This window comes from Microbacterium sp. (assembly GCF_047605725.1).
Lineage (GTDB): Bacteria > Actinomycetota > Actinomycetes > Actinomycetales > Microbacteriaceae > Microbacterium.
On record NZ_JASGFE010000032.1, the window covers coordinates 13,758 to 31,556 of the forward strand.

Here is a 17,799-nt window from a genome sequence, read left to right on the forward strand (position 1 = left end):
ATGACTGCGCCCTACACGTTGATCCTGCTCCGCCACGGCCAGAGCGAGTGGAACGAGCTGAACCTGTTCACCGGGTGGGTGGACGCCCGCCTGTCCGAGCTCGGCAAGGCCGAGGCCACCCGCGGCGGCGAGCTGATGGCCTCGACCGGCATCCTTCCCGACATCCTGCACACCTCGCTGCTGAGCCGTGCGATCCAGACCGCGAACCTCGCCCTCGACTCCGCCGACCGGCTGTGGATCCCGGTGAAGCGCTCGTGGCGTCTGAACGAGCGCCACTACGGCGCGCTGCAGGGCAAGGACAAGGCGCAGACGCTCGCCGAGTTCGGGCCGGAGCAGTTCCTGCTGTGGCGCCGTTCGTTCGACGTGCCGCCGCCCGACCTCGCCGACGACAGCGAGTTCAGCCAGGTGAACGACCCGCGCTACGCCGGCATCGACGGCGACGTGCCGCGCACCGAGTCGCTCAAGCTCGTCATCGATCGCCTCCTGCCGTACTGGGAGGGCGAGATCGTCCCCGACCTGCGCTCCGGCAAGACCGTGCTCGTCACCGCGCACGGCAACTCGCTGAGGGGCCTCGTCAAGCACCTGGAGGGGATCAGCGACGCCGACATCGCCGAGCTGAACATCCCCACCGGCATCCCGCTCGTGTACCGGTTGGACGAGAACCTCGCGCCCCTCGGTCCGGGCGAGTACCTCGACCCCGAGGCCGCAGCGGCCGGCGCCGCCGCCGTCGCCGCGCAGGGCAAGAAGTAGCGCGGCCTCAGCCCAGCGGCGGGAGCACGATCGCGTCGGTGTCGGTGGTCCAGTCGCCGGTCGCAAGGTAGGCGACCTTCTTCGCGACCGACACGGCGTGGTCGGAGAAGCGCTCCAGGTAGCGGCTCGCGAGCGTCGCGTCGACGGTCGCGGCCGCGTGGCCGCGCCAGTTCTCGCCGAGGACCTTCTCGAACACCGCGAGATGCAGGTGGTCGAGCCGCTCCTCCTGATCGCGCAGGCTCTCCACGAGCGCCAGGTCCTCGGTGCGCAGCAGCTCGGTGAGGTTGCGGGCGACCTCGACGTCCACCTCGCCCATCGCCGTGAACGTGCTCTTCAGTCCCTTCGGGATCGCCCGTTCCGGGAAGCGCATACGGGTCAGCTGCGCGATGTGCTCGGCGATGTCGCCCATGCGCTCCAGCGACGCGCTGATGCGCAGCGCGCTCACCACGATGCGCAGGTCGCGCGCGACCGGCTGCTGTCGGGCGAGGATCTCGATCGCCAGCTCGTCGAGGGCGATCGCCTTGACATCGATGATGGCGTCCTCCTCGATGACCTCCTCCGCCAGCGCGACGTTGCTCGTGCCGAACGCGCGCGTGGCCTTGTCGATGGCCACGGTGACCAGCTCTGAGATCTCCACGAGGCGTCCCTGGACGTCCTCGAGCGACTGGTGGAACACTTGGCGCATCACGCCACCCTCTCTTCTCACGGGCACGGCTCGACCCGGTGACGCCGCGATTGTCACCCCCGAAGGTTAACGAAGGGTGCCGCGGCAGTGAACTCTCGACGCGGATGCCGTGGCGCAGGGCTTTCGGTGAGATGGACGTCCGTGGCCGATCTACCCTGTAACCATGGACTCCACGCAGGCCGCGCTGCTGGGGCTCGTCGTCGGGGGGTCGATCGGCGCGATCGTCGTCCTGCTCGTCGTGCTGGCTCTGCGCGTCCGGGCTCGCCTGCTCGTGGATGCGTCCACGGAGGTGCCGGACGGCGCGCAGGCGGTGCTGCGCGGACTCGACGACGCGGCCGTCGTCGTCGATCCGTCGCTCGTGGTCGTGGCCGCCTCACCGGCCGCCGAGCCCTACGGCATGTCGGTGGGACGCACCCTCCCCGGCGACCAGCTGCGCACGCTCGTCCACGCGGCTCAGGAGGCCGAGCACCCCGAGGTCCAGCTGATGCGCGTGCAGCGCGGCGAGGGGCCGCTGGCCGAGTCCCGCCTCGCGACGGCGCGCGCGATCACGATCGCGCCGCGGCTGACCCTGCTCGTGATCCGGGACATCACCGAGCGCGAGCGCGTGGAGCAGATGCGCCGCGACTTCGTCGCGAACACGAGCCACGAGCTGAAGACCCCCGTGGGCGCGATCGCACTGCTGGCCGAGGCGATCTCGGCGGCCGCCGACGACCCGGAGCAGGTGCGTCGGTTCTCCCATCGGCTGCAGGCGGAGGCGGGCCGGCTGGGGTCGCTGGTCGCTCGGGTGCTGAGCCTGTCGCGGCTGCAGTCCGCGGTGGATCCCTCCGAGGACCGCGATGTCGCCGTCGACAAGGTCGTGGATCAGGCGATCGCCGCTCACGCCGTGGTCGCCGAGGCCGCCGGTGTGGAGCTCGCACGCGGCGGCGATCGTGGCGTCGTGGTGCGCGGCGACCAGCAGGTGCTCACCGAGGCCGTCGGGAATCTCCTGGCCAACGCGATCGCGCATTCGCCCGCGGGCGCCGTGGTCGGGGTGGGCGTGCGGATCGTCCACGGTGTGGTCTCCATCGCGGTGACCGACCGTGGTCCCGGCATCCCGGAGGCGGAGCAGGCCCGCATCTTCGAGCGGTTCTACCGTTCGGATGCCGCGCGCTCGCGGCGCACCGGCGGCACCGGTCTGGGGCTGTCGATCGTGAAGCACGCCGCGCAGCGCCACGGCGGCGATGTGCAGCTGTGGTCGCGTCCCGATCACGGGTCGACGTTCACGATGCGGCTGCCGGCGCGGTCGGAGTCCCCGACCGCGCCGCGCCGCAAGAAGAAGAGCAAGAAGAAGGCGGCCCGCAGCGGCCATGACCGAGGGGAGTCGTCGTGAGCCGTGTCTTGATCGTGGAGGACGAGGCGGATCTCGCCGATCCGCTCGCCTACCTGCTGCAGCGCGAAGGCTTCGAGGTCGAGATCGCCGCGGACGGCCCGGCCGCGCTGAGCGCGTTCTCGGCGCGGGGCGCCGACATCGTGCTGCTCGACCTCATGCTTCCCGGCATCCCCGGCACCGAGGTGTGCCGCACCATCCGGGCGACCTCCAGGGTGCCCATCATCATGCTCACGGCCAAGGACAGCGAGGTCGACATCGTCGTGGGGCTGGAGCTGGGTGCGGACGACTACCTGGCAAAGCCGTACTCCACGCGGGAGCTGCTGGCGCGCATGCGTGCGGTGCTGCGCCGCACGGAGGCCGTGCCGGTGGACGAGCTGGAGGAGCGCGTGGTCGCCGCGGGACCGGTCGTGATCGACCTCGACCGGCACGCCGTCTCGGTGGACGGCACGGAGATCGCGATGCCGCTGAAGGAGTTCGAACTGCTGGAGGTGCTCGTGCGCAATGCGGGGCGGGTGCTCACGCGCGGTCAGCTGATCGACCGCGTCTGGGGCAGCGACTACTTCGGCGACACCAAGACGCTGGACGTGCACATCAAGCGCATCCGCTCGCGCATCGAGCAGGATCCTGCCCAGCCGGTCCTGCTGCGCACTGTGCGCGGGCTCGGCTATCGCTTCGACGGCTGAGGGGAACGCGCTGGCCGGCTCAGCTGTTCGGGACGAACTCCTCGTAGTAGGGGAGCTCTCCGTCGATCACAGGCACCGCGAACTCGACCGCCGTGCCGTCGCCGGACTGGAACGTGACGGCAAGGCCCGCACCGGGCTTGGTGTCGATGCCCGAAAGCAGCAGCGGCTTGTCGTCGGCGCCGAGGCTCACGATGGAGCGCGCGTCGACGTTCACGGTCTTGGTCTTGCCGTTCACGCCGATGTTCAGCGTCTGCTTCTCGTCGGTGTCGTTGACGATCGCGGCGACGAGGTTGCCGTCTTCGCCGCTCTCGTCGGCGACGATGAGGGCGTTTCGCACCTTGAGCGGACCGGAGGAGGGGATGTTGACCCCGTCCGAGGCGGAGTACGGGATCGTCGTCGCCTGCGGTGCGATCATGTTGCAGCCGGTCGCACCCAGCACGACGGCGACGCCCACGGCGAACGAGGCGATGAGGCGCGGTTTCACGGATCCTCCAGGGGGCAGACGGCGTTGTTTGCATTCTAGGGGGTCGGAGCCCCTTCGCACGTGCTCTTTCCGCGCACGTCGCGAGGAGGCCGGAGCGAACTCTAGCGTATGCCCGCTGTGGTATCCTGGGATTCGCCGAAGGGATATAACTCCATGCTTTTTGAGGTTGGCGAGACCGTCGTCTACCCCCACCACGGGGCTGCAACGATCATCGAGGTCAAGAACCGGGTCATCAAGGGTGAGACCAAGAAGTACTTGAAGCTCAACGTCACGCAGGGCGATCTGATCATCGAGGTCCCGGCCGACAACGTCGATCTCGTCGGCGTGCGCGACGTGATCGGCAAGGAGGGGCTGGAGCGCGTGTTCGACGTGCTGCGCGCTCCCTTCACCGAGGAGCCCACCAACTGGTCGCGCCGGTACAAGGCGAACCTCGAGAAGCTCGCCTCGGGCGATGTGATCAAGGTGAGCGAGGTCGTGCGCGACCTGTGGCGCCGCGACCAGGACCGCGGGCTGTCGGCGGGCGAGAAGCGCATGCTCGCGAAGGCACGTCAGATCCTCGTGTCCGAGATCGCCCTTGCGCTGAAGGCCGACGAGGAGCACGCCTCGGGCGTGCTCGACGAGGTGCTCGCCTCCTGAACCGGTGACGGCGGCTCGCCGGACGATGTCTTCGAGTGCGCCGGACCTCTCGCGTCGTGACCTGACGCTCGATCTCGCACGGGTGACGTGCGTGCTGTTCGTCGTGCTCGTCCACGTCCTGATGGTGGGGATCGGTCCGGGTCCCGGCGGCGGCCTCGTGGCATCCCGCCCCGCGGAGCAGGAGCCGTGGTTCGCCGCGGCGACCTGGGCGGGTCAGGTCATGCCGCTCTTCTTCGTCGTCGGCGGGTTCGCGGCGGCAGCGGGCTGGCGCTCGTGGGTGCGCCGGGGCGGCGACGCGGTGGGTTTCGTGCGCGTACGCACGCTCCGGCTGGTGCAGCCCGCGCTGCCGCTGTTCGTCTTCTTCGCGGTCGTGCTGGGCGCTGCCACGGCGGCCGGGCTCGCGCCTGAGCTCGTCGCGGCGGCGGCTGTCGGGGCCGGCACCCCGCTGTGGTTCCTGGCCGCCTACCTGGTCTGTCAGGCCGTCGTGCCGCTCATGGCGAGACTCCACGCGCGGATGCCGCGGGCGACGGTGCTGCTCCTCGCGGTCGGGGTGATCGCGGTCGACATCGCGCGGTTCGCAACGGGGATCTCCGAGCTGGGTCTGGCGAACCTGCTGTTCGTCTGGCCGCTCATCCAGCAGCTGGGGTTCTGGTACGCGGACGGCTGGTTCGACCGGCGGCGCTCGGCGGCGCTCGTCGCGATCGCGGCGGCGTGCTTCGCCGCCCTGTGGCCGCTGACGACGCTCGGACCCTATTCGGCGAGCATGCTCGACAACCTCAACCCGCCCACGTCGCCGCTCGTGCTCCTGGGGCTCGCACAGGCCTGCGTGCTCCGTCTGCTCCGGCCGGCGCTGAATCGCCTGATGGGGCTTGCGGTCATGCAGCGCGTCGTCTACGTGCTCGGGATGCGTCTGATGACGGTGTATCTGTGGCACCTGCCGGTCATCCTCGCCCTCACCGGGCTGACGCTCGTGATCCCGGGCGCAGCGCCCGCGCCGTCGTCCGCCGCGTGGTGGTGGTCGCGGCCGCTCATGTTCCTCGCGGCGCTGGCCGCGGTGCTCGCCCTGTCGCTTGTGATCGGTCGCTGGGAGGTGTTGGGTGCGCTCGGCGCGACGCCGGGGCCGGTCGCGGTGGCGGCGGGATGGATGCTGGGCCTGATCCCGCCCTTCGCCGTCATGCAGTGGGGGCTGGGCATCGTCTTCGCGATCGGCGGCGCCGTGCTGCTGGCGGCCTCGGTGCTGCTGCTGCGACACCGCCCGCGTCGTTAGTGCGCGTGCGGTGCGGGACCGGGACGCCCCGCTAGGGTCGAGGACATGAGCGTCGTTCCGGTGCCCCGCGTCGCGGTCGTCGTCGTGGCCGCGGGTTCGGGCACGCGACTGGGCGCCGGCGAGCCCAAGGCGTTCGTCGGGATCGACGCGCACTCCATCCTGCGGCACGCGCTGCGCGGCGTGTTCGCCGGGCCGCTCGCCCAGGTCGTGGTCGTCGCCCCGGCCGGCCGGGAGGGCGACGCGCTCACCGATGCACGGGAGGCGGCGGGTGCACGCCGCGACCTGGTCGCCGTCGTCGCCGGCGGCGCGTCGCGGCAGGAGTCCGTCGCTGCGGGCCTTGTGGCGGTGTGGCCCGATGTGGAGATCGTGCTCGTCCACGACGCCGCGCGCGCCCTGACCCCGCCGGAGGTGTTCGACCGGGTCGTGGCCGCTGTGGCGAGCGGACAGGATGCCGTCCTCCCGGTGCTGCCGATGGTCGACACCGTCAAGCGGGTGCGGGGCAGGAGCGTCCTGGCCGCCGTGGATCGCGACGAGCTGGCGGTCGCCCAGACGCCGCAGGGCTTCCGGCGCGACATCCTCGAGTCCGCCTATCGCACCGCGCGCACCGCGTTCACCGACGACGCGGCGCTGGTACAGGCCGCCGGTCACGAGGTGTTCACGGTGCCGGGAGACGCCCTCTCGTTCAAGATCACCGCGCCGGCCGATCTCGATCGTGCCCGGACGGCGGCGCTTCCGATCCCCGGTGTGCGCGCGTCGCTGGCGCCGGTGACGCTCTCGGCCCGCGTGGGCGTGGGCACCGACGTGCACGCCTTCGGCGGCGACGGCGTGCTGTGGCTCGCCGGGCTGGAGTGGCCGGGGGAGCAGGCCCTCTCCGGGCATTCCGACGGGGATGCCGTCGCGCACGCGATCGTCGACGCGCTGCTGACGGCGGCCGGGCTGGGCGACATCGGCACGCACTTCGGCCTCGACCGGCCCGAGTTCGCCGGAGCCCACGCCGACGTCTTCCTGCGCCGCACCGCCGAGCTCCTCGGCGAGGCGGGCTGGCGCGCCGGGAACGTGTCGGCGCAGGTGCAGGCGAACCGGCCGCGCTTCGCGGCGCGGCGTGGCGAGGCCGAGGCCGCGCTGTCGGCGGCGCTCGGGGCACCGGTGTCGGTGTCGGCGACGACGACCGACGGGCTCGGGTTCACCGGGGCAGGGCAGGGCGTGGCCGCGTACGCGGTCGCGCTCGTCGTGCCGCAGTGAGCGGAGGAGTGTTTTCGCCGGTCTGTGAGGCACGCGCTTGCGCGCCGGTAGGCTGATGCGGTGACGGTCCGGCTCTACGACACCCAGGCGCAGACGCTGCGCGACTTCGTGCCGCTCGATCCGGACGAGGTCACGATGTACGTGTGCGGCCCCACCGTGCAGTCCGGCCCCGGCATCCATCACCTCCGCGCCGCACTCGCCTTCGACCTGCTGCGCCGCTGGCTCGTGCACCGGTTCGGGCGGGTCGTGTTCGTGCGCAACGTCACCGACATCGACGACAAGGTGCTCGCCAACGCGACCGAGCGGGAGCCGTGGTGGGCGCTCGCATACCGCATGGAGCGTGAGTTCTCTCATGCATATTCCGCCATCGGCATCCTTCCCCCCACTTATGAGCCGCGCGCGACCGGTTCCATTCCGCAGATGCAGGAGCTCATCGCTCGGCTCATCGAGCGCGGTCACGCCTATGCCGCCGCGGGGGACGTGTACTTCGACGTGCGATCGTGGTCGGAGTACGGTGCGCTCACCCACCAGTCCGTCGACGCGATGGAGCCGGCCGGCGACGCCGACCCGCGCGGCAAGCGCGACCCGCGCGATTTCGCCCTGTGGAAGGGCGTCAAGGCCGGCGAGCCGGAGGATGCGACGTGGAGCTCGCCGTGGGGAGCGGGCAGGCCCGGCTGGCACATCGAATGCTCGGCTATGGCGCGCCGCTACCTGGGTGCGCAGTTCGACATCCACGGCGGCGGGCTCGACCTGCGCTTCCCCCACCACGAGAACGAGCGCGCACAGTCGACCGCGGCGGGCGACGGCTTCGCCCGTTACTGGGTGCACAACGGGCTCGTGACCGTGGGGGATCAGAAGATGTCGAAGTCGCTCGGCAACTTCGTGCTCGCGCACGACGTGCTCGCCGAACGCGACCCGCTCGTGGTGCGTTACGCGCTCGCCGCCGCGCACTACCGCTCCAGCCTGGATGTGTCCGCGTCGAGCTTCGACGAGGCCGAGGCCGCGCTCGACCGCATCCGCACGTTCCAGCGCCGCGCGGCGCGCGTGCTGGGCGAGAAGTCCTGGCTCACCGTCGCCGACCTGCCCGACGCCTTCGGCGCGGCCCTCGACGACGACCTCGGCGTGCCCCAGGCCCTCGCGCTCGTGCACGAGCAGGTGCGCGCGGGAAACGCGGCGCTCGATGCCGGGGACCGCGACACCGCCGCGCGCGCGGCCGTCCGCGTGGGGCGCATGACCGGCATCCTCGGTCTGAACCCGGAGGATCCGTTCTGGCGCGCACCCGGCACCCGGGCCGAGACGGCGCTCGACGCGCTCGTGCAGACGATGATCGCCCAGCGGGCGCAGGCGCGCGCAGAGCGCGACTGGGCCACCGCGGACCGCGTCCGCGACGCGCTCGCGGCGGCGGGCATCGTCCTGGAAGACACCCCCGACGCGACGCATTGGAGTCTTGACGATGGCTAGGCCAGGCCGGCCCGGAGCGGGCAACAGCAAGAAGAAGGGCCCCACGAAGGGCACCGGCGGCCACGGCCGCAAGTCGCTGGAGGGCAAGGGCCCCACGCCCAAGGCGGAGGACCGCAGCTGGCACGTCGCCGGCAAGCGCAAGGCGGCCCAGGAGCGCTATGTCGCCGCCGGCGGCAAGGCACGCCCGGGCGGCTCCGGGGGCGGGGCTGGACGCAAGCCGCGCACCGGCGACGACACCGAGACCGTGACCGGGCGCAACAGCGTGCTGGAGGCGCTGCGCGCGAAGATCCCGGCCACCGCGCTCTACATCGCTCAGCGTGTGGAGATGGACGACCGCGTCAAGGAGATGCTCGCCGTCGCCACCCACCGCGGCATCCCTGTGCTGGAGGTCACCCGGCCCGAGCTCGACCGCATGGCCGGGTTCGACGGCGTGCACCAGGGGGTGGCGCTGAAGGTGCCTCCGTACGCGTACGCGCACCCGCAGGACCTCCTGGAGGACGTGCGGGTGCGCGGTGCGACGCCGCTGCTGGTGGCCCTCGACGGCGTCACCGATCCGCGCAATCTCGGCGCCATCATCCGCTCCACGGCGGCATTCGGCGGGCACGGTGTCATCGTGCCGCAGCGGCGTTCGGCCGGGGTCACCTCCGCGGCGTGGAAGACGAGCGCGGGCGCTGCCGCCCGCATCCCGGTGGCGATCGCGCCGAATCTCACGACGACGCTCAAGGAGCTCAAGAAGCAGGGCGTGTTCGTCCTGGGCCTCGACGGCGGCGGTGACGTGGCCCTTCCGGCGCTGGAGCTCGCCGATCGACCGGTGGTCATCGTCGTCGGCTCGGAGGGCAAGGGACTGTCGCGCCTGGTGACCGAGACGTGCGACCAGATCGTCTCCATCCCGATCTCGTCGGCGACCGAGTCCCTGAACGCCGGGATCGCGGCATCCGTCGCGCTCTATCAGATCGCGACCCTCCGCGCCGCGCCGTAGCGCCGACGCGGGATGCCGCCGGGCCGTGCGTTCGGTCGGCGCGTCTGGTCGCGCTTCGGGCTGCAGGCGGCAGGATGCGCCAAGTGAAGCCGCGGATGCCGCGGGGCATGCGCCGGGTCAGCGCAGGTTGACGCGGATGCCGGGACGAGGACGGGCCACCACGGCACGCTGCCGCACGGCGTTCTTGGGCTTGAGGGAGGCCAGGGCCTTGTCGGCGAGCGCTTCCAGGCGCGCCAGCTCGGCCGGATGGTGGACGGTCTCGCGGGCGCCCTCGATCAGCTCGCGGATACGCAGCTTGACCGAGCGCCGACGATCGTCGAACGCGACGATGGTGGCCACGTCGCACAGCATGCCCAGGAGGGCCCGGAGGACGGCGGGCTCCCCGACGCCGCGACGCAGGATCTGGCCGCACGCGATGTCCATGTAGTAGTTGAAGTTCCGGGCGGGGAGGATGACGCGAGGCGTGCCGCTGATGCTCTTGTAGAGGACGGGTCCGAGCGGCAGGCGCGCCAGCTCGCACAGCAGCACGGACAGCTCGTTGATGCACTGCACGCCCGTGTTGTAGTCGAAATTGTGGATGGCGAGCACACCGATGTCGACGATCTGATGGAAGCCGACCGAGATGTCCTGGCGCCGGCTGCGCTCCAGTCCGATCTCGATCCCGACGGCGATCGCGTGGCGCAGCTCGTCGGTGCACGCCTCCGGCGGCCATACCCAGGCGATCGGGGTGCCCGCCACGATGTGCGCTCCGACCGGGGACTCCAGCAGCACGGTGGCGCCGCTGCGCTCGGCGGCGGTGACGATCGTGCGTGGTGCGATGAACTCGATGTAGCCCGACGCGGACGACAGCACCGGCACGGCATCGGCGGGCGGACCGGCCGCCACCGCCAGATCGCCGGACCCGGCGTCGCCGCCCACGCCCGGCGGCTGGTCGGCGATGCTCCGGATGCCGGACTGGCTGATGCCGGTGAGGACACGTTCGATCTGGATGGCGTGGACCATCCGGTCGAGGTAGAACACGAGCGCGGCGATGCACACGAACAGCAGCAGCAGCCCGAGGGCGACCGCAAGACGCGGGTACTCGCCCTCCCCGTTCTCGTGCCCGGCGCCGACGGTGAACAGTCCCGCGGCGTTGTAGGTGAACGCGCCGACGAACACGGCGATCACGAGCTGGGTCGTGCGGTCGCGGATGAAGTTGCGCAGCAGCCGGGGGGAGTAGCGGTTCGCCGCCATCTGCAGCGCCACCATCGTGAGACCGACCACCAGTGCGAGCACACCCACGATGGAGGTCGCGCAGGCGATCAGGAGCCGACGCGCCTCCTCTGCGGAGCCTTGGAACAGCAGCGGCGCCAGCCAGGAGTCCGGCGGCGGCTGGACCAAAGAGACGACGGAGCCGAGGACCAGGGCTCCGAGGGCGAACAGCAGCGGCATCACCCACAGCTCTCCGCCGAGTTTGCGTCGCCGCTGGTGCAACGTCATGCGGCTCATCCGCATCACCATCCGTTCGCTGTTCACCGGATGTTGGCGAAGTGTTCATCCGACGTTCTCGATCCTGCCAGAGTCGACCGGCCCCGGGAATAGCGCGCCGCGCGTCGGACTTGTCCTCCACGACACCACCGGAAGGAGACACGCATGTCACACGTCGTCGTCATCGGAGGGACGGGCTACGCGGGTCGTCACATCGTCGCCGAGGCCGTCCAGCGAGGGCACGACGTCGTCGCCGTCGCCCGTACGGCACCGACCGATCCCGTGCCCGGCGCGACCTACGTCGAAGGCTCCGCTCTCGACCTCGCGGCGCTGGAGGAGGTCCTGGCGGGTGCGGACGTGGTCGTCTCGGCCCTCTCGCCGCGCGGCGACATGTCCGACCGCGTGCTCGACGCGCTGCAGGGGCTCGTCGACCGTCTCACCGGCACGTCCACACGTCTCGGCGTGATCGGCGGCGCGATGGGGAGCCTCAGCGCGCCGGGCGGTCCGCGCCTGTGGGACCTCGGCGTGCCGGAGGAGTACCGCCACGAGGCGCAGGTGGGGATCGACAGCCTCGCGCTGCTGGAAGCCTCGGACGAGGGGCTCGACTGGTTCCTCGTGCACCCGCCGCGCTCGTTCGGCGCGTGGGTGCCGGGTGTGCGAACCGGCAGGTATCGCATCGGGGGCGAGGTCGTCGTCGAGGATGCCGCGGGGAACTCGGAGATCTCCGGCGCCGACCTCGCGGTGGCGATCGTCGACGAGATCGAGCGCCCGGCGCATCGCCGGGCGCGCTTCACGGTCGGCTACTGAGCCGCGCCGGCGCGATCAGACGAGGTCGCGCCAGTCCACGGCATCCGTGTCGTCGTCCGCGTCCGTCTCGTCGGCGATCATGCCGATGCCGGTGGTCTCGGTGGGAGGCCCCATCACGGTCGCCTCGTCGCGCCGATGCCGCAGCACGTCGTCGACGTAGGAGCCGACCACCTCGGCCAGCGGCACCGAGCGCCCGCGCGCCTGCGACATGTACCAGCGGTGCTCGAGCACCTGGTGGTACACCTCGGCCGGCTCGAGCTTGGCGCGCAGGTCCCACGGGATGGACTTGACCACCGGTTCGAACACCCGGGTGAGCCACTCGTGGGCGACCATCTCCTCGTCCGAGCCGAGGCGCGAGACGCGGGCGCGGAACTCGTCGAGGTCGTTGAGGAGGCGACGGGCCTGGTTCTCCTCCACGTCCAGGCCGGTCAGGCGCAGCAGGCGCCTCTGGTGGTGCCCGGCGTCGACGACCTTGGGCTGAATGGACACGACCGTGCCGTCGGAGGTGGTGTCGATGGTCATCTCGTCGATGTCGAAGCCGAGCGCGTTGAGCCGCTGCACCCGCTCGGTGATGCGCCATGACTCGTTCGCCGCGAAGGACTCCTGGTCGGTCAGAGCCGCCCACAGCGAATGGTACGAGGACAGCAGCCCGTCGGCGATCGCGACGGCATCCACGCCGTCCTCCAGCCGTCCGCCGGCCTCCAGATCCAGGATCTCGCCGGCGATGTTGACGCGCGCCACCTCGAGGTCGTGGACGCGCTGGCCCGTGGTGAGTCCGGCCTCGTGCAGCTCGCCGGTCTCGGCATCGACGAGATAGGCGGAGAACGCGCCGGCGTCGCGGCGGAAGAGGGTGTTCGACAGCGATACGTCGCCCCAGAAGAGGCCGACGTTGTGCAGGCGCACCAGGAGGGCCGCGAGGGCGTCGATGAGGCGGCCCGCGGTGTCGGGTCGCAGCACCTGCGTGAACAGCGCCCGGTACGGCAGCGAGAAGCGCAGGTGAGCTGTCACGAGCGCGGCCGGCAACGGCGAGCCGTCGGCGTCGCGTCGCCCGTCGATCACCGCGACGCGCTCGACGCAGGGCGCATCGAGTCGCCGTAGCGATCCGAGCAGCTCGTACTCTCGGCGAGCCATCTCGGCGGTGGTCTCCTTGACCGCGACGACCCGTCCGGAGAGGTTCGCGAATCGCACCAGATGGCGGGAGATCCCCTTCGGAAGGGAGACGATGTGCGTGCTGGTCCACTCCGCCAGCGGCGTCGACCACGGCAGCGCGAGCAGGCCCGGGTCGATGCTGCTGGCCGTGATCGACAAGGAATCTGGCACGTCGCCGCCTTTCTCGGGGAGATCACGCGATGCGGCGCGGGAGGTCCAAGCAGACCCGCCCGCGCCGCATCGCGTGGAAGAGAGGCTACGCCGAGGCGATCGCCTTGTCGGTCAGGCGCTCGCCCGAGTCCTTGTCGAACACGTGCACGTGGCCGGGCACGGCGGCCAGGACCACCGTGTCGCCGGCGTGCGGGTGACGACGGCCGTCGACGCGCGTGACGATGTCGGTGCGCTTGCCGTTGATGTCGGTGTGCCCGTAGAGGTAGCCGTCGGCGCCGAGCTCCTCGACGAGGTCGACGATCACCGTCAGGCCCTGGCCGTCAGCCGGGTTGACGATGATGTCCTCGGGACGCACGCCGATGGTGACCTCCGAACCGTGCGCCTTGCCCAGCGTGTCCGCCTCGACCGGCACGACCGCCGAGCCGAAGCGCACGCCGCCGGGGGCGAGGTCCACGGGGAACAGGTTCATGGCGGGGGAGCCGATGAAGCCGGCGACGAACACGTTCTGCGGGCGCTCGTACAGGTCTCGGGGGCTGCCGACCTGCTGCAGGATGCCGTCCTTGAGCACCGCGATGCGGTCGCCCATCGTCAGAGCCTCGGTCTGGTCGTGGGTGACGTAGACCGTGGTGACGCCGAGGCGGCGCTGCAGCGACGCGATCTGGGTGCGCGTCTGCACGCGCAGCTTCGCGTCGAGGTTGGACAGCGGCTCGTCCATGAGGAACACCTGCGGCTGGCGCACGATCGCGCGGCCCATCGCAACGCGCTGACGCTGGCCGCCGGAGAGCGCCTTCGGCTTGCGGGTCAGGTACTGCTCGAGGTCGAGGAGCTTGGCCGCCTCGAGCACGCGTGCGGCGCGCTCCTCCTTGCTGACACCAGCGATCTTCAGGGCGAAGCCCATGTTCTCGGCGACGGTCATGTGCGGGTACAGCGCGTAGTTCTGGAAGACCATCGCGATGTCGCGGTCCTTCGGCGGCACGTCGGTCACGTCGCGGTCGCCGATGAGGATGCGGCCCTCGTTGACCTCTTCGAGGCCGGCCAGCATGCGCAGCGTGGTGGACTTGCCGCAGCCGGACGGGCCGACGAGCACGAGGAACTCGCCATCGGCGATCTCGAGGTTGAACTTGTCGACCGACGGGCGCGTGGCCCCGGGATAGACGCGAACCGCGTTGTCGAATGTGACGGACGCCATGTGTTCTTCTCCTTCACCGGCAGGTACGTGCCGGACGATCCGTAGTGAGGATTGAGGCCGAAGGCCCGCAGACCATCATGGGCTGCAGAAGTCAGTATGGCACGCGAGAGAGTGTTCGCGCCGGGTTTGTGTCTGGGGTTTTCCCAGACTGCCTCATTACCATCGTGACGGCTGCCCCCCGAGCGGCCCAGCCCCACTGAGCGGCATCCTTCTTCGTCGAGAGGTCCCATGTCCCACGAGAGCCCGAGCACGCCGGTTCCGCGCGACCGTCGAGAGGCGGTCCGCGAGAAGGCCGAGCAGGTGCACGCGCGCCAGTCCCGCGCCCGCGTGGTCCGACGCGTATCGCTCGTGATCGGCGTGGTCGCGGTGGTGGCCGCGGTGGCCGTGGTCGTGACCTGGACGGTGTCCTCGGCCGTGAACCGCCCGCAGCTGTCGCCGTCGGGGATCACCGATGACGGGTTCACGATCACCACCGCGTCGGTGTCGCTGCCGCAGGCCGCCGACGTGCCCGATTCGGGTGAGGTCGCCAAGACCACGGCGACCGAGGCCGCCACGGCCGAGGCGACTCCCGCTCCGACCGCGACGGCGCGTCCGGTCGTGGAGATCCGCGTCTACGTCGACTACCTCTCGCCCGGGGCGCGCGAGTGGCAGCTGGCGAACGCGCAGCAGCTCACCTCGTGGGTGGGCGAGGGCGCCATCACGCTCGCCTATCACCCCGTCGCGATGCTGACGGCGAAGTCGAACGGGACGAAGTACTCGCTGCGTGCCGCCGGCGCCGCCGCATGCGTCGCCAGCCACTCGCCGGACACGTTCTTCGCCTTCAGCAACGAGCTGCTGAGCCGCCAGCCCGCCGTGGACGCCGACGGCTTCACCGACCAGGAGCTCGCCGACCTGGCGATCGCCTCCGGCGCCACCTCTCCCAAAGCCGTGCGTGCGTGCATCGAGGAGGAGAGCTACGCGTCGTGGGCCCGGGCGGCCACGGAGCGCGCGGTCGCCGGCATCCCGGACACCGACCACGTCGCCCTCACCGGAACTCCCATGATCCTCGTCAACGGCGAGCCCTACGTCGGCGCGCTCGACGATCCCGCCGAGTTCTCGCAGTTCGTGCTCTCCAGCGCGAGCGACGAGTTCTACAAGACGCAGACCTCCGCCCCGACGGCGACTCCGACCCCGACAGCGACGCCGGACCCGAACGCGACCCCGACCCCGTAGCCTGCGCGGATAGACTGATCGTCCTCGCCGGCTTGGCGCAATTGGCAGCGCACCGTACTTGTAATACGGGGGTTGCGGGTTCGAGTCCCGCAGCCGGCTCCGTGTTCTTTGCGCGTCAGGTCTTCAGCCTGCCGAGGAATCGACGCGCGTCGATCGTCTTGCGGCGGCCCGCCCGGGCGCGCGCAGGCTTGCCGCCCACGTACAGCCAGCCGAGCAGCTCCTCGTCCTTGTCCAGCCGGTGCAGCTTCGCGACCGGCTTGGAGCGCGTGTACGAGCCGGTGCGCCAGATCACGCCCCAGCCCGCCTCGTCCAGCAGCAGGCTCAGCGTGTGCGCGACGCCGGATGCCACGGCCTCCTGCTCCCAGCGCGGCACTTTGTCGCTCTTGCGGTAGCTGGCGACGATCGCGATGAGCAGCGGCGCGCGCATCGTCTTGGGGTAGTCGCCCTTCTCGCCGAGCGCCTTGCTGATGGCGCGACCGAGAGCAACGCGGTCGTCGCCGCGCAGCTCGATGAGCCGCCACGGGCGCAGCGACGAGTGGTCGGCGACCCGGCCGGCCGCCGCGACCAGCGGAAGCAGCTCGGCGCGGGTGGGCGCGGCATCCGTCACCTTCGACCACGAGCGGCGAGCGCGCACCGCCTCGAGCGCGCCCGTCATGCCCCGGCCTCGGCGGTGAAGTCGAGCGAGACCGAGTTCATGCAGTACCGGTCGCCGGTGGAGGTGCCGAAGCCGTCGGGGAAGACGTGCCCCAGGTGCGAGCCGCACGCCGCGCACCGCACCTCGGTGCGCAGCATGCCGAGCGAACGGTCCTCGAGCAGCTCGACCGCCTCCGGGCGGATGGACTCGTAGAAGCTCGGCCAGCCGCAGTGCGAGTCGAACTTCGTGCCGCTGCGGAACAGCTCCGCACCGCACGCGGCGCACGTGTAGAGGCCGGCGCGGTGCTCGTCGAGGAGGTCGCCGGTCCATGGGCGCTCGGTTCCCGCCTGGCGCAGCACCGCGTACTGCTGCGGGGTGAGCTCTGCGCGCCACTGCTCGTCGGTCTTGGCCACGGGGTAGGTCATGTCGGACTCCTTCTCACGTCCATTCAACAGGGCTTCGCGAGTCCGTGTTCCCGCGTCCGGCCGGTGTGGCGGGCCGCGCGCGGCGCGGGGCGCGGCTAGCGTCGGATCGTGCCCCTGACCGATCGCGACCGCGCGCTGCTGGACTTCGAGGCGCGCTGGCGGCGCCACGACGGCGCGAAGGAGGAGACGCTGCGCCGCGAGCTGTCCCTCACTCCGGCACGGTACTACCAGCTGCTGGACCGACTCATCGACACGACCGACGCGCTGGCCTACGACCCGATGCTCGTGCATCGCCTGCGGCGTCTGCGCGAGGCGAGGCAGACCCGGCGCGCGCTGCGGACGTCGAGTGTGCGCTCCGGCCGGTAGCATTCACGGATGCCGAACATGCGCGAGCCCACGGATCGTTTCGACGATCTGCCCGCCGATGTGCGGCGCGTCGGAGCCCATCGCGCCGAGCAGCCGCGACTGCGGCCCGGTGTCGTGCTGCTGTGGGCGGCCGCGGCCACGATCGTGCTGACCGGCGCGGGGATCTTCGGGACCCTGGTGGCCACGGGGCGCGTGGCGCTGTTTCCCGCGACGGTGCCCTCGGTCGCGCCCGTGGAGACGCCGGATGCGCTGGTGGTGGACACCTCGTACAGCGTGCTCGTGCTCAACGCGACCCCGCAGGAGGGTGCCGGCGATGCGATGCGGGACCTCGTGATCGCGGCGGGATGGTCCGAAGAGTCCGTCTACGCGGGGGATGCCGGCTCCGAGGACTTCCCGGCGACGACGGTGTTCTACGCAGACCCGGACGACGAGGGCGCGGCGCGGGCGCTGGCGCAGGCGATCGGCGGTGCGCAGCTCACGCTCAGCGATGTCTACCAGCCCGCCGACGATCCGGACGCCGAGGGCGAGCAGAAGCAGCTGACGATCGTGGTGGGGCTGGACAGGACGACCACCGCGGAACCCTCGCCGTAAGGCCTGCGGCGGAGGCGCCTCCGACGCGCCGGGCCCGGCGGCTTGCACTCCCCATGGTCGAGTGCCAGAATGGATTAGCACTCGCATTCGTCGAGTGCTAAAGACTGCAAGCCAACGTCCGGGAGGGACGACACACCCATGGCAAAGATCATCGCTTTCGACGAGGAGGCCCGTCGCGGCCTCGAGCGCGGCCTCAACATCCTGGCCGACGCCGTCAAGGTGACGCTCGGCC

19 protein-coding genes and 1 tRNA gene are annotated in these 17,799 nt (G+C 71.0%); 13 read left to right on the plus strand and 7 right to left on the minus strand.

Annotated elements, in window-relative coordinates:
- Positions 1-750, plus strand: coding sequence for a phosphoglyceromutase (locus QM641_RS08290; RefSeq protein WP_415115350.1), 750 nt, complete (start codon positions 1-3; stop codon positions 748-750).
- A gap of 7 nt (positions 751-757) precedes the next feature.
- On the opposite strand, the gene phoU is transcribed toward QM641_RS08290, so the two are convergent.
- Positions 758-1,435 (minus strand): phosphate signaling complex protein PhoU, encoded by a 678-nt coding sequence (phoU, locus tag QM641_RS08295; RefSeq protein WP_415115352.1) that lies wholly within the window; start codon positions 1,433-1,435, stop codon positions 758-760.
- Between the two features lie 163 nt (positions 1,436-1,598).
- Between phoU and QM641_RS08300 the strand changes: the two genes are divergently transcribed.
- Positions 1,599-2,804: a sensor histidine kinase gene (locus tag QM641_RS08300; protein WP_415115354.1), complete on the plus strand. Its 1,206-nt coding sequence runs from the start codon at positions 1,599-1,601 to the stop codon at positions 2,802-2,804.
- Positions 2,801-3,487, plus strand: coding sequence for a winged helix-turn-helix domain-containing protein (locus QM641_RS08305; protein ID WP_415115356.1), 687 nt, complete (start codon positions 2,801-2,803; stop codon positions 3,485-3,487). The genes QM641_RS08300 and QM641_RS08305 overlap by 4 nt, the downstream gene beginning before the upstream one ends.
- Positions 3,488-3,506: 19 nt before the next feature.
- Here QM641_RS08305 and QM641_RS08310 read toward each other — a convergent pair whose 3' ends face one another.
- A complete protein-coding gene (locus QM641_RS08310) occupies positions 3,507-3,971 on the minus strand; it encodes a glycoside hydrolase family 30 beta sandwich domain-containing protein (RefSeq protein ID WP_415115358.1) in 465 nt (154 codons plus the stop codon).
- 153 nt (positions 3,972-4,124) lie between these two features.
- Between QM641_RS08310 and QM641_RS08315 the strand changes: the two genes are divergently transcribed.
- The 5 genes from QM641_RS08315 to rlmB are packed head-to-tail and all read left to right on the plus strand — an operon-like array spanning position 4,125 to position 9,556.
- Positions 4,125-4,607, plus strand: a complete 483-nt coding sequence (locus QM641_RS08315) for a CarD family transcriptional regulator (RefSeq protein ID WP_415115360.1) — start codon at positions 4,125-4,127, stop codon at positions 4,605-4,607.
- Positions 4,608-4,632: 25 nt separating this feature from the next.
- Complete coding sequence (locus tag QM641_RS08320) at positions 4,633-5,874, plus strand: acyltransferase family protein (protein WP_415115362.1); 1,242 nt, start codon at positions 4,633-4,635, stop codon at positions 5,872-5,874.
- Positions 5,875-5,919: 45 nt separating this feature from the next.
- Positions 5,920-7,116: a 2-C-methyl-D-erythritol 4-phosphate cytidylyltransferase gene (gene ispD / locus QM641_RS08325; RefSeq protein ID WP_415115364.1), complete on the plus strand. Its 1,197-nt coding sequence runs from the start codon at positions 5,920-5,922 to the stop codon at positions 7,114-7,116.
- A gap of 60 nt (positions 7,117-7,176) precedes the next feature.
- Positions 7,177-8,577, plus strand: coding sequence for a cysteine--tRNA ligase (cysS, locus tag QM641_RS08330; protein WP_415115366.1), 1,401 nt, complete (start codon positions 7,177-7,179; stop codon positions 8,575-8,577).
- A complete protein-coding gene (gene rlmB, locus QM641_RS08335; RefSeq protein WP_415115368.1) occupies positions 8,570-9,556 on the plus strand; it encodes a 23S rRNA (guanosine(2251)-2'-O)-methyltransferase RlmB in 987 nt (328 codons plus the stop codon). The genes cysS and rlmB overlap by 8 nt, the downstream gene beginning before the upstream one ends.
- Positions 9,557-9,673: 117 nt before the next feature.
- On the opposite strand, the gene QM641_RS08340 is transcribed toward rlmB, so the two are convergent.
- Complete coding sequence (locus QM641_RS08340; protein WP_415115370.1) at positions 9,674-11,035, minus strand: DUF2254 domain-containing protein; 1,362 nt, start codon at positions 11,033-11,035, stop codon at positions 9,674-9,676.
- 153 nt (positions 11,036-11,188) lie between these two features.
- Between QM641_RS08340 and QM641_RS08345 the strand changes: the two genes are divergently transcribed.
- Complete coding sequence (locus QM641_RS08345) at positions 11,189-11,830, plus strand: NAD(P)-dependent oxidoreductase (protein ID WP_415115372.1); 642 nt, start codon at positions 11,189-11,191, stop codon at positions 11,828-11,830.
- A 15-nt stretch (positions 11,831-11,845) separates the two neighbouring features.
- Here QM641_RS08345 and QM641_RS08350 read toward each other — a convergent pair whose 3' ends face one another.
- Both QM641_RS08350 and QM641_RS08355 read right to left on the minus strand, forming a co-directional pair.
- Positions 11,846-13,150, minus strand: a complete 1,305-nt coding sequence (locus QM641_RS08350) for a DUF4032 domain-containing protein (protein WP_415115374.1) — start codon at positions 13,148-13,150, stop codon at positions 11,846-11,848.
- A gap of 85 nt (positions 13,151-13,235) precedes the next feature.
- Entirely contained in the window at positions 13,236-14,339 is a 1,104-nt protein-coding gene (locus tag QM641_RS08355) for an ABC transporter ATP-binding protein (RefSeq protein ID WP_415115376.1), read from the minus strand.
- Between the two features lie 228 nt (positions 14,340-14,567).
- On the opposite strand from QM641_RS08355, the gene QM641_RS08360 reads away from it, so the two are divergent.
- Both QM641_RS08360 and QM641_RS08365 read left to right on the plus strand, forming a co-directional pair.
- Entirely contained in the window at positions 14,568-15,551 is a 984-nt protein-coding gene (locus QM641_RS08360) for a DsbA family protein (protein WP_415115378.1), read from the plus strand.
- A 26-nt stretch (positions 15,552-15,577) separates the two neighbouring features.
- Positions 15,578-15,650 (plus strand) — tRNA-Thr (locus tag QM641_RS08365).
- Positions 15,651-15,666: 16 nt separating this feature from the next.
- Here QM641_RS08365 and QM641_RS08370 read toward each other — a convergent pair.
- Entirely contained in the window at positions 15,667-16,206 is a 540-nt protein-coding gene (locus tag QM641_RS08370) for a nitroreductase family protein (RefSeq protein ID WP_415115380.1), read from the minus strand.
- Positions 16,203-16,610 carry a peptide-methionine (R)-S-oxide reductase MsrB gene (gene msrB, locus QM641_RS08375; RefSeq protein ID WP_415115382.1) on the minus strand — a complete coding sequence of 136 codons (408 nt, stop codon included), beginning with the start codon at positions 16,608-16,610 and terminating at the stop codon, positions 16,203-16,205. The genes QM641_RS08370 and msrB overlap by 4 nt, the downstream gene beginning before the upstream one ends.
- A gap of 108 nt (positions 16,611-16,718) precedes the next feature.
- Here msrB and QM641_RS08380 point away from each other — a divergent pair, with 108 nt between their 5' ends.
- Positions 16,719-16,976: a DUF3263 domain-containing protein gene (locus QM641_RS08380; protein ID WP_415115384.1), complete on the plus strand. Its 258-nt coding sequence runs from the start codon at positions 16,719-16,721 to the stop codon at positions 16,974-16,976.
- 9 nt (positions 16,977-16,985) lie between these two features.
- Positions 16,986-17,567, plus strand: coding sequence for a LytR C-terminal domain-containing protein (locus QM641_RS08385; protein ID WP_415115386.1), 582 nt, complete (start codon positions 16,986-16,988; stop codon positions 17,565-17,567).
- Positions 17,568-17,799 lie beyond the last annotated feature (232 nt).

Excerpts from the sequence above, each read along its gene's own strand:
- QM641_RS08290 (WP_415115350.1), top strand. The coding sequence starts at position 1 with ATGACTGCGCCCTACACGTTGATCCTGCTCCGCCACGGCCAGAGCGAG.
- phoU (WP_415115352.1), bottom strand. The coding sequence starts at position 1,435 with ATGCGCCAAGTGTTCCACCAGTCGCTCGAGGACGTCCAGGGACGCCTC.
- QM641_RS08300 (WP_415115354.1), top strand. The coding sequence starts at position 1,599 with ATGGACTCCACGCAGGCCGCGCTGCTGGGGCTCGTCGTCGGGGGGTCG.
- QM641_RS08315 (WP_415115360.1), top strand. The coding sequence starts at position 4,125 with ATGCTTTTTGAGGTTGGCGAGACCGTCGTCTACCCCCACCACGGGGCT.
- QM641_RS08320 (WP_415115362.1), top strand. The coding sequence starts at position 4,633 with ATGTCTTCGAGTGCGCCGGACCTCTCGCGTCGTGACCTGACGCTCGAT.
- ispD (WP_415115364.1), top strand. The coding sequence starts at position 5,920 with ATGAGCGTCGTTCCGGTGCCCCGCGTCGCGGTCGTCGTCGTGGCCGCG.
- rlmB (WP_415115368.1), top strand. The coding sequence starts at position 8,570 with ATGGCTAGGCCAGGCCGGCCCGGAGCGGGCAACAGCAAGAAGAAGGGC.
- QM641_RS08340 (WP_415115370.1), bottom strand. The coding sequence starts at position 11,035 with ATGACGTTGCACCAGCGGCGACGCAAACTCGGCGGAGAGCTGTGGGTG.
- QM641_RS08345 (WP_415115372.1), top strand. The coding sequence starts at position 11,189 with ATGTCACACGTCGTCGTCATCGGAGGGACGGGCTACGCGGGTCGTCAC.
- QM641_RS08355 (WP_415115376.1), bottom strand. The coding sequence starts at position 14,339 with ATGGCGTCCGTCACATTCGACAACGCGGTTCGCGTCTATCCCGGGGCC.
- QM641_RS08360 (WP_415115378.1), top strand. The coding sequence starts at position 14,568 with ATGTCCCACGAGAGCCCGAGCACGCCGGTTCCGCGCGACCGTCGAGAG.
- QM641_RS08370 (WP_415115380.1), bottom strand. The coding sequence starts at position 16,206 with ATGACGGGCGCGCTCGAGGCGGTGCGCGCTCGCCGCTCGTGGTCGAAG.
- msrB (WP_415115382.1), bottom strand. The coding sequence starts at position 16,610 with ATGACCTACCCCGTGGCCAAGACCGACGAGCAGTGGCGCGCAGAGCTC.
- QM641_RS08385 (WP_415115386.1), top strand. The coding sequence starts at position 16,986 with ATGCCGAACATGCGCGAGCCCACGGATCGTTTCGACGATCTGCCCGCC.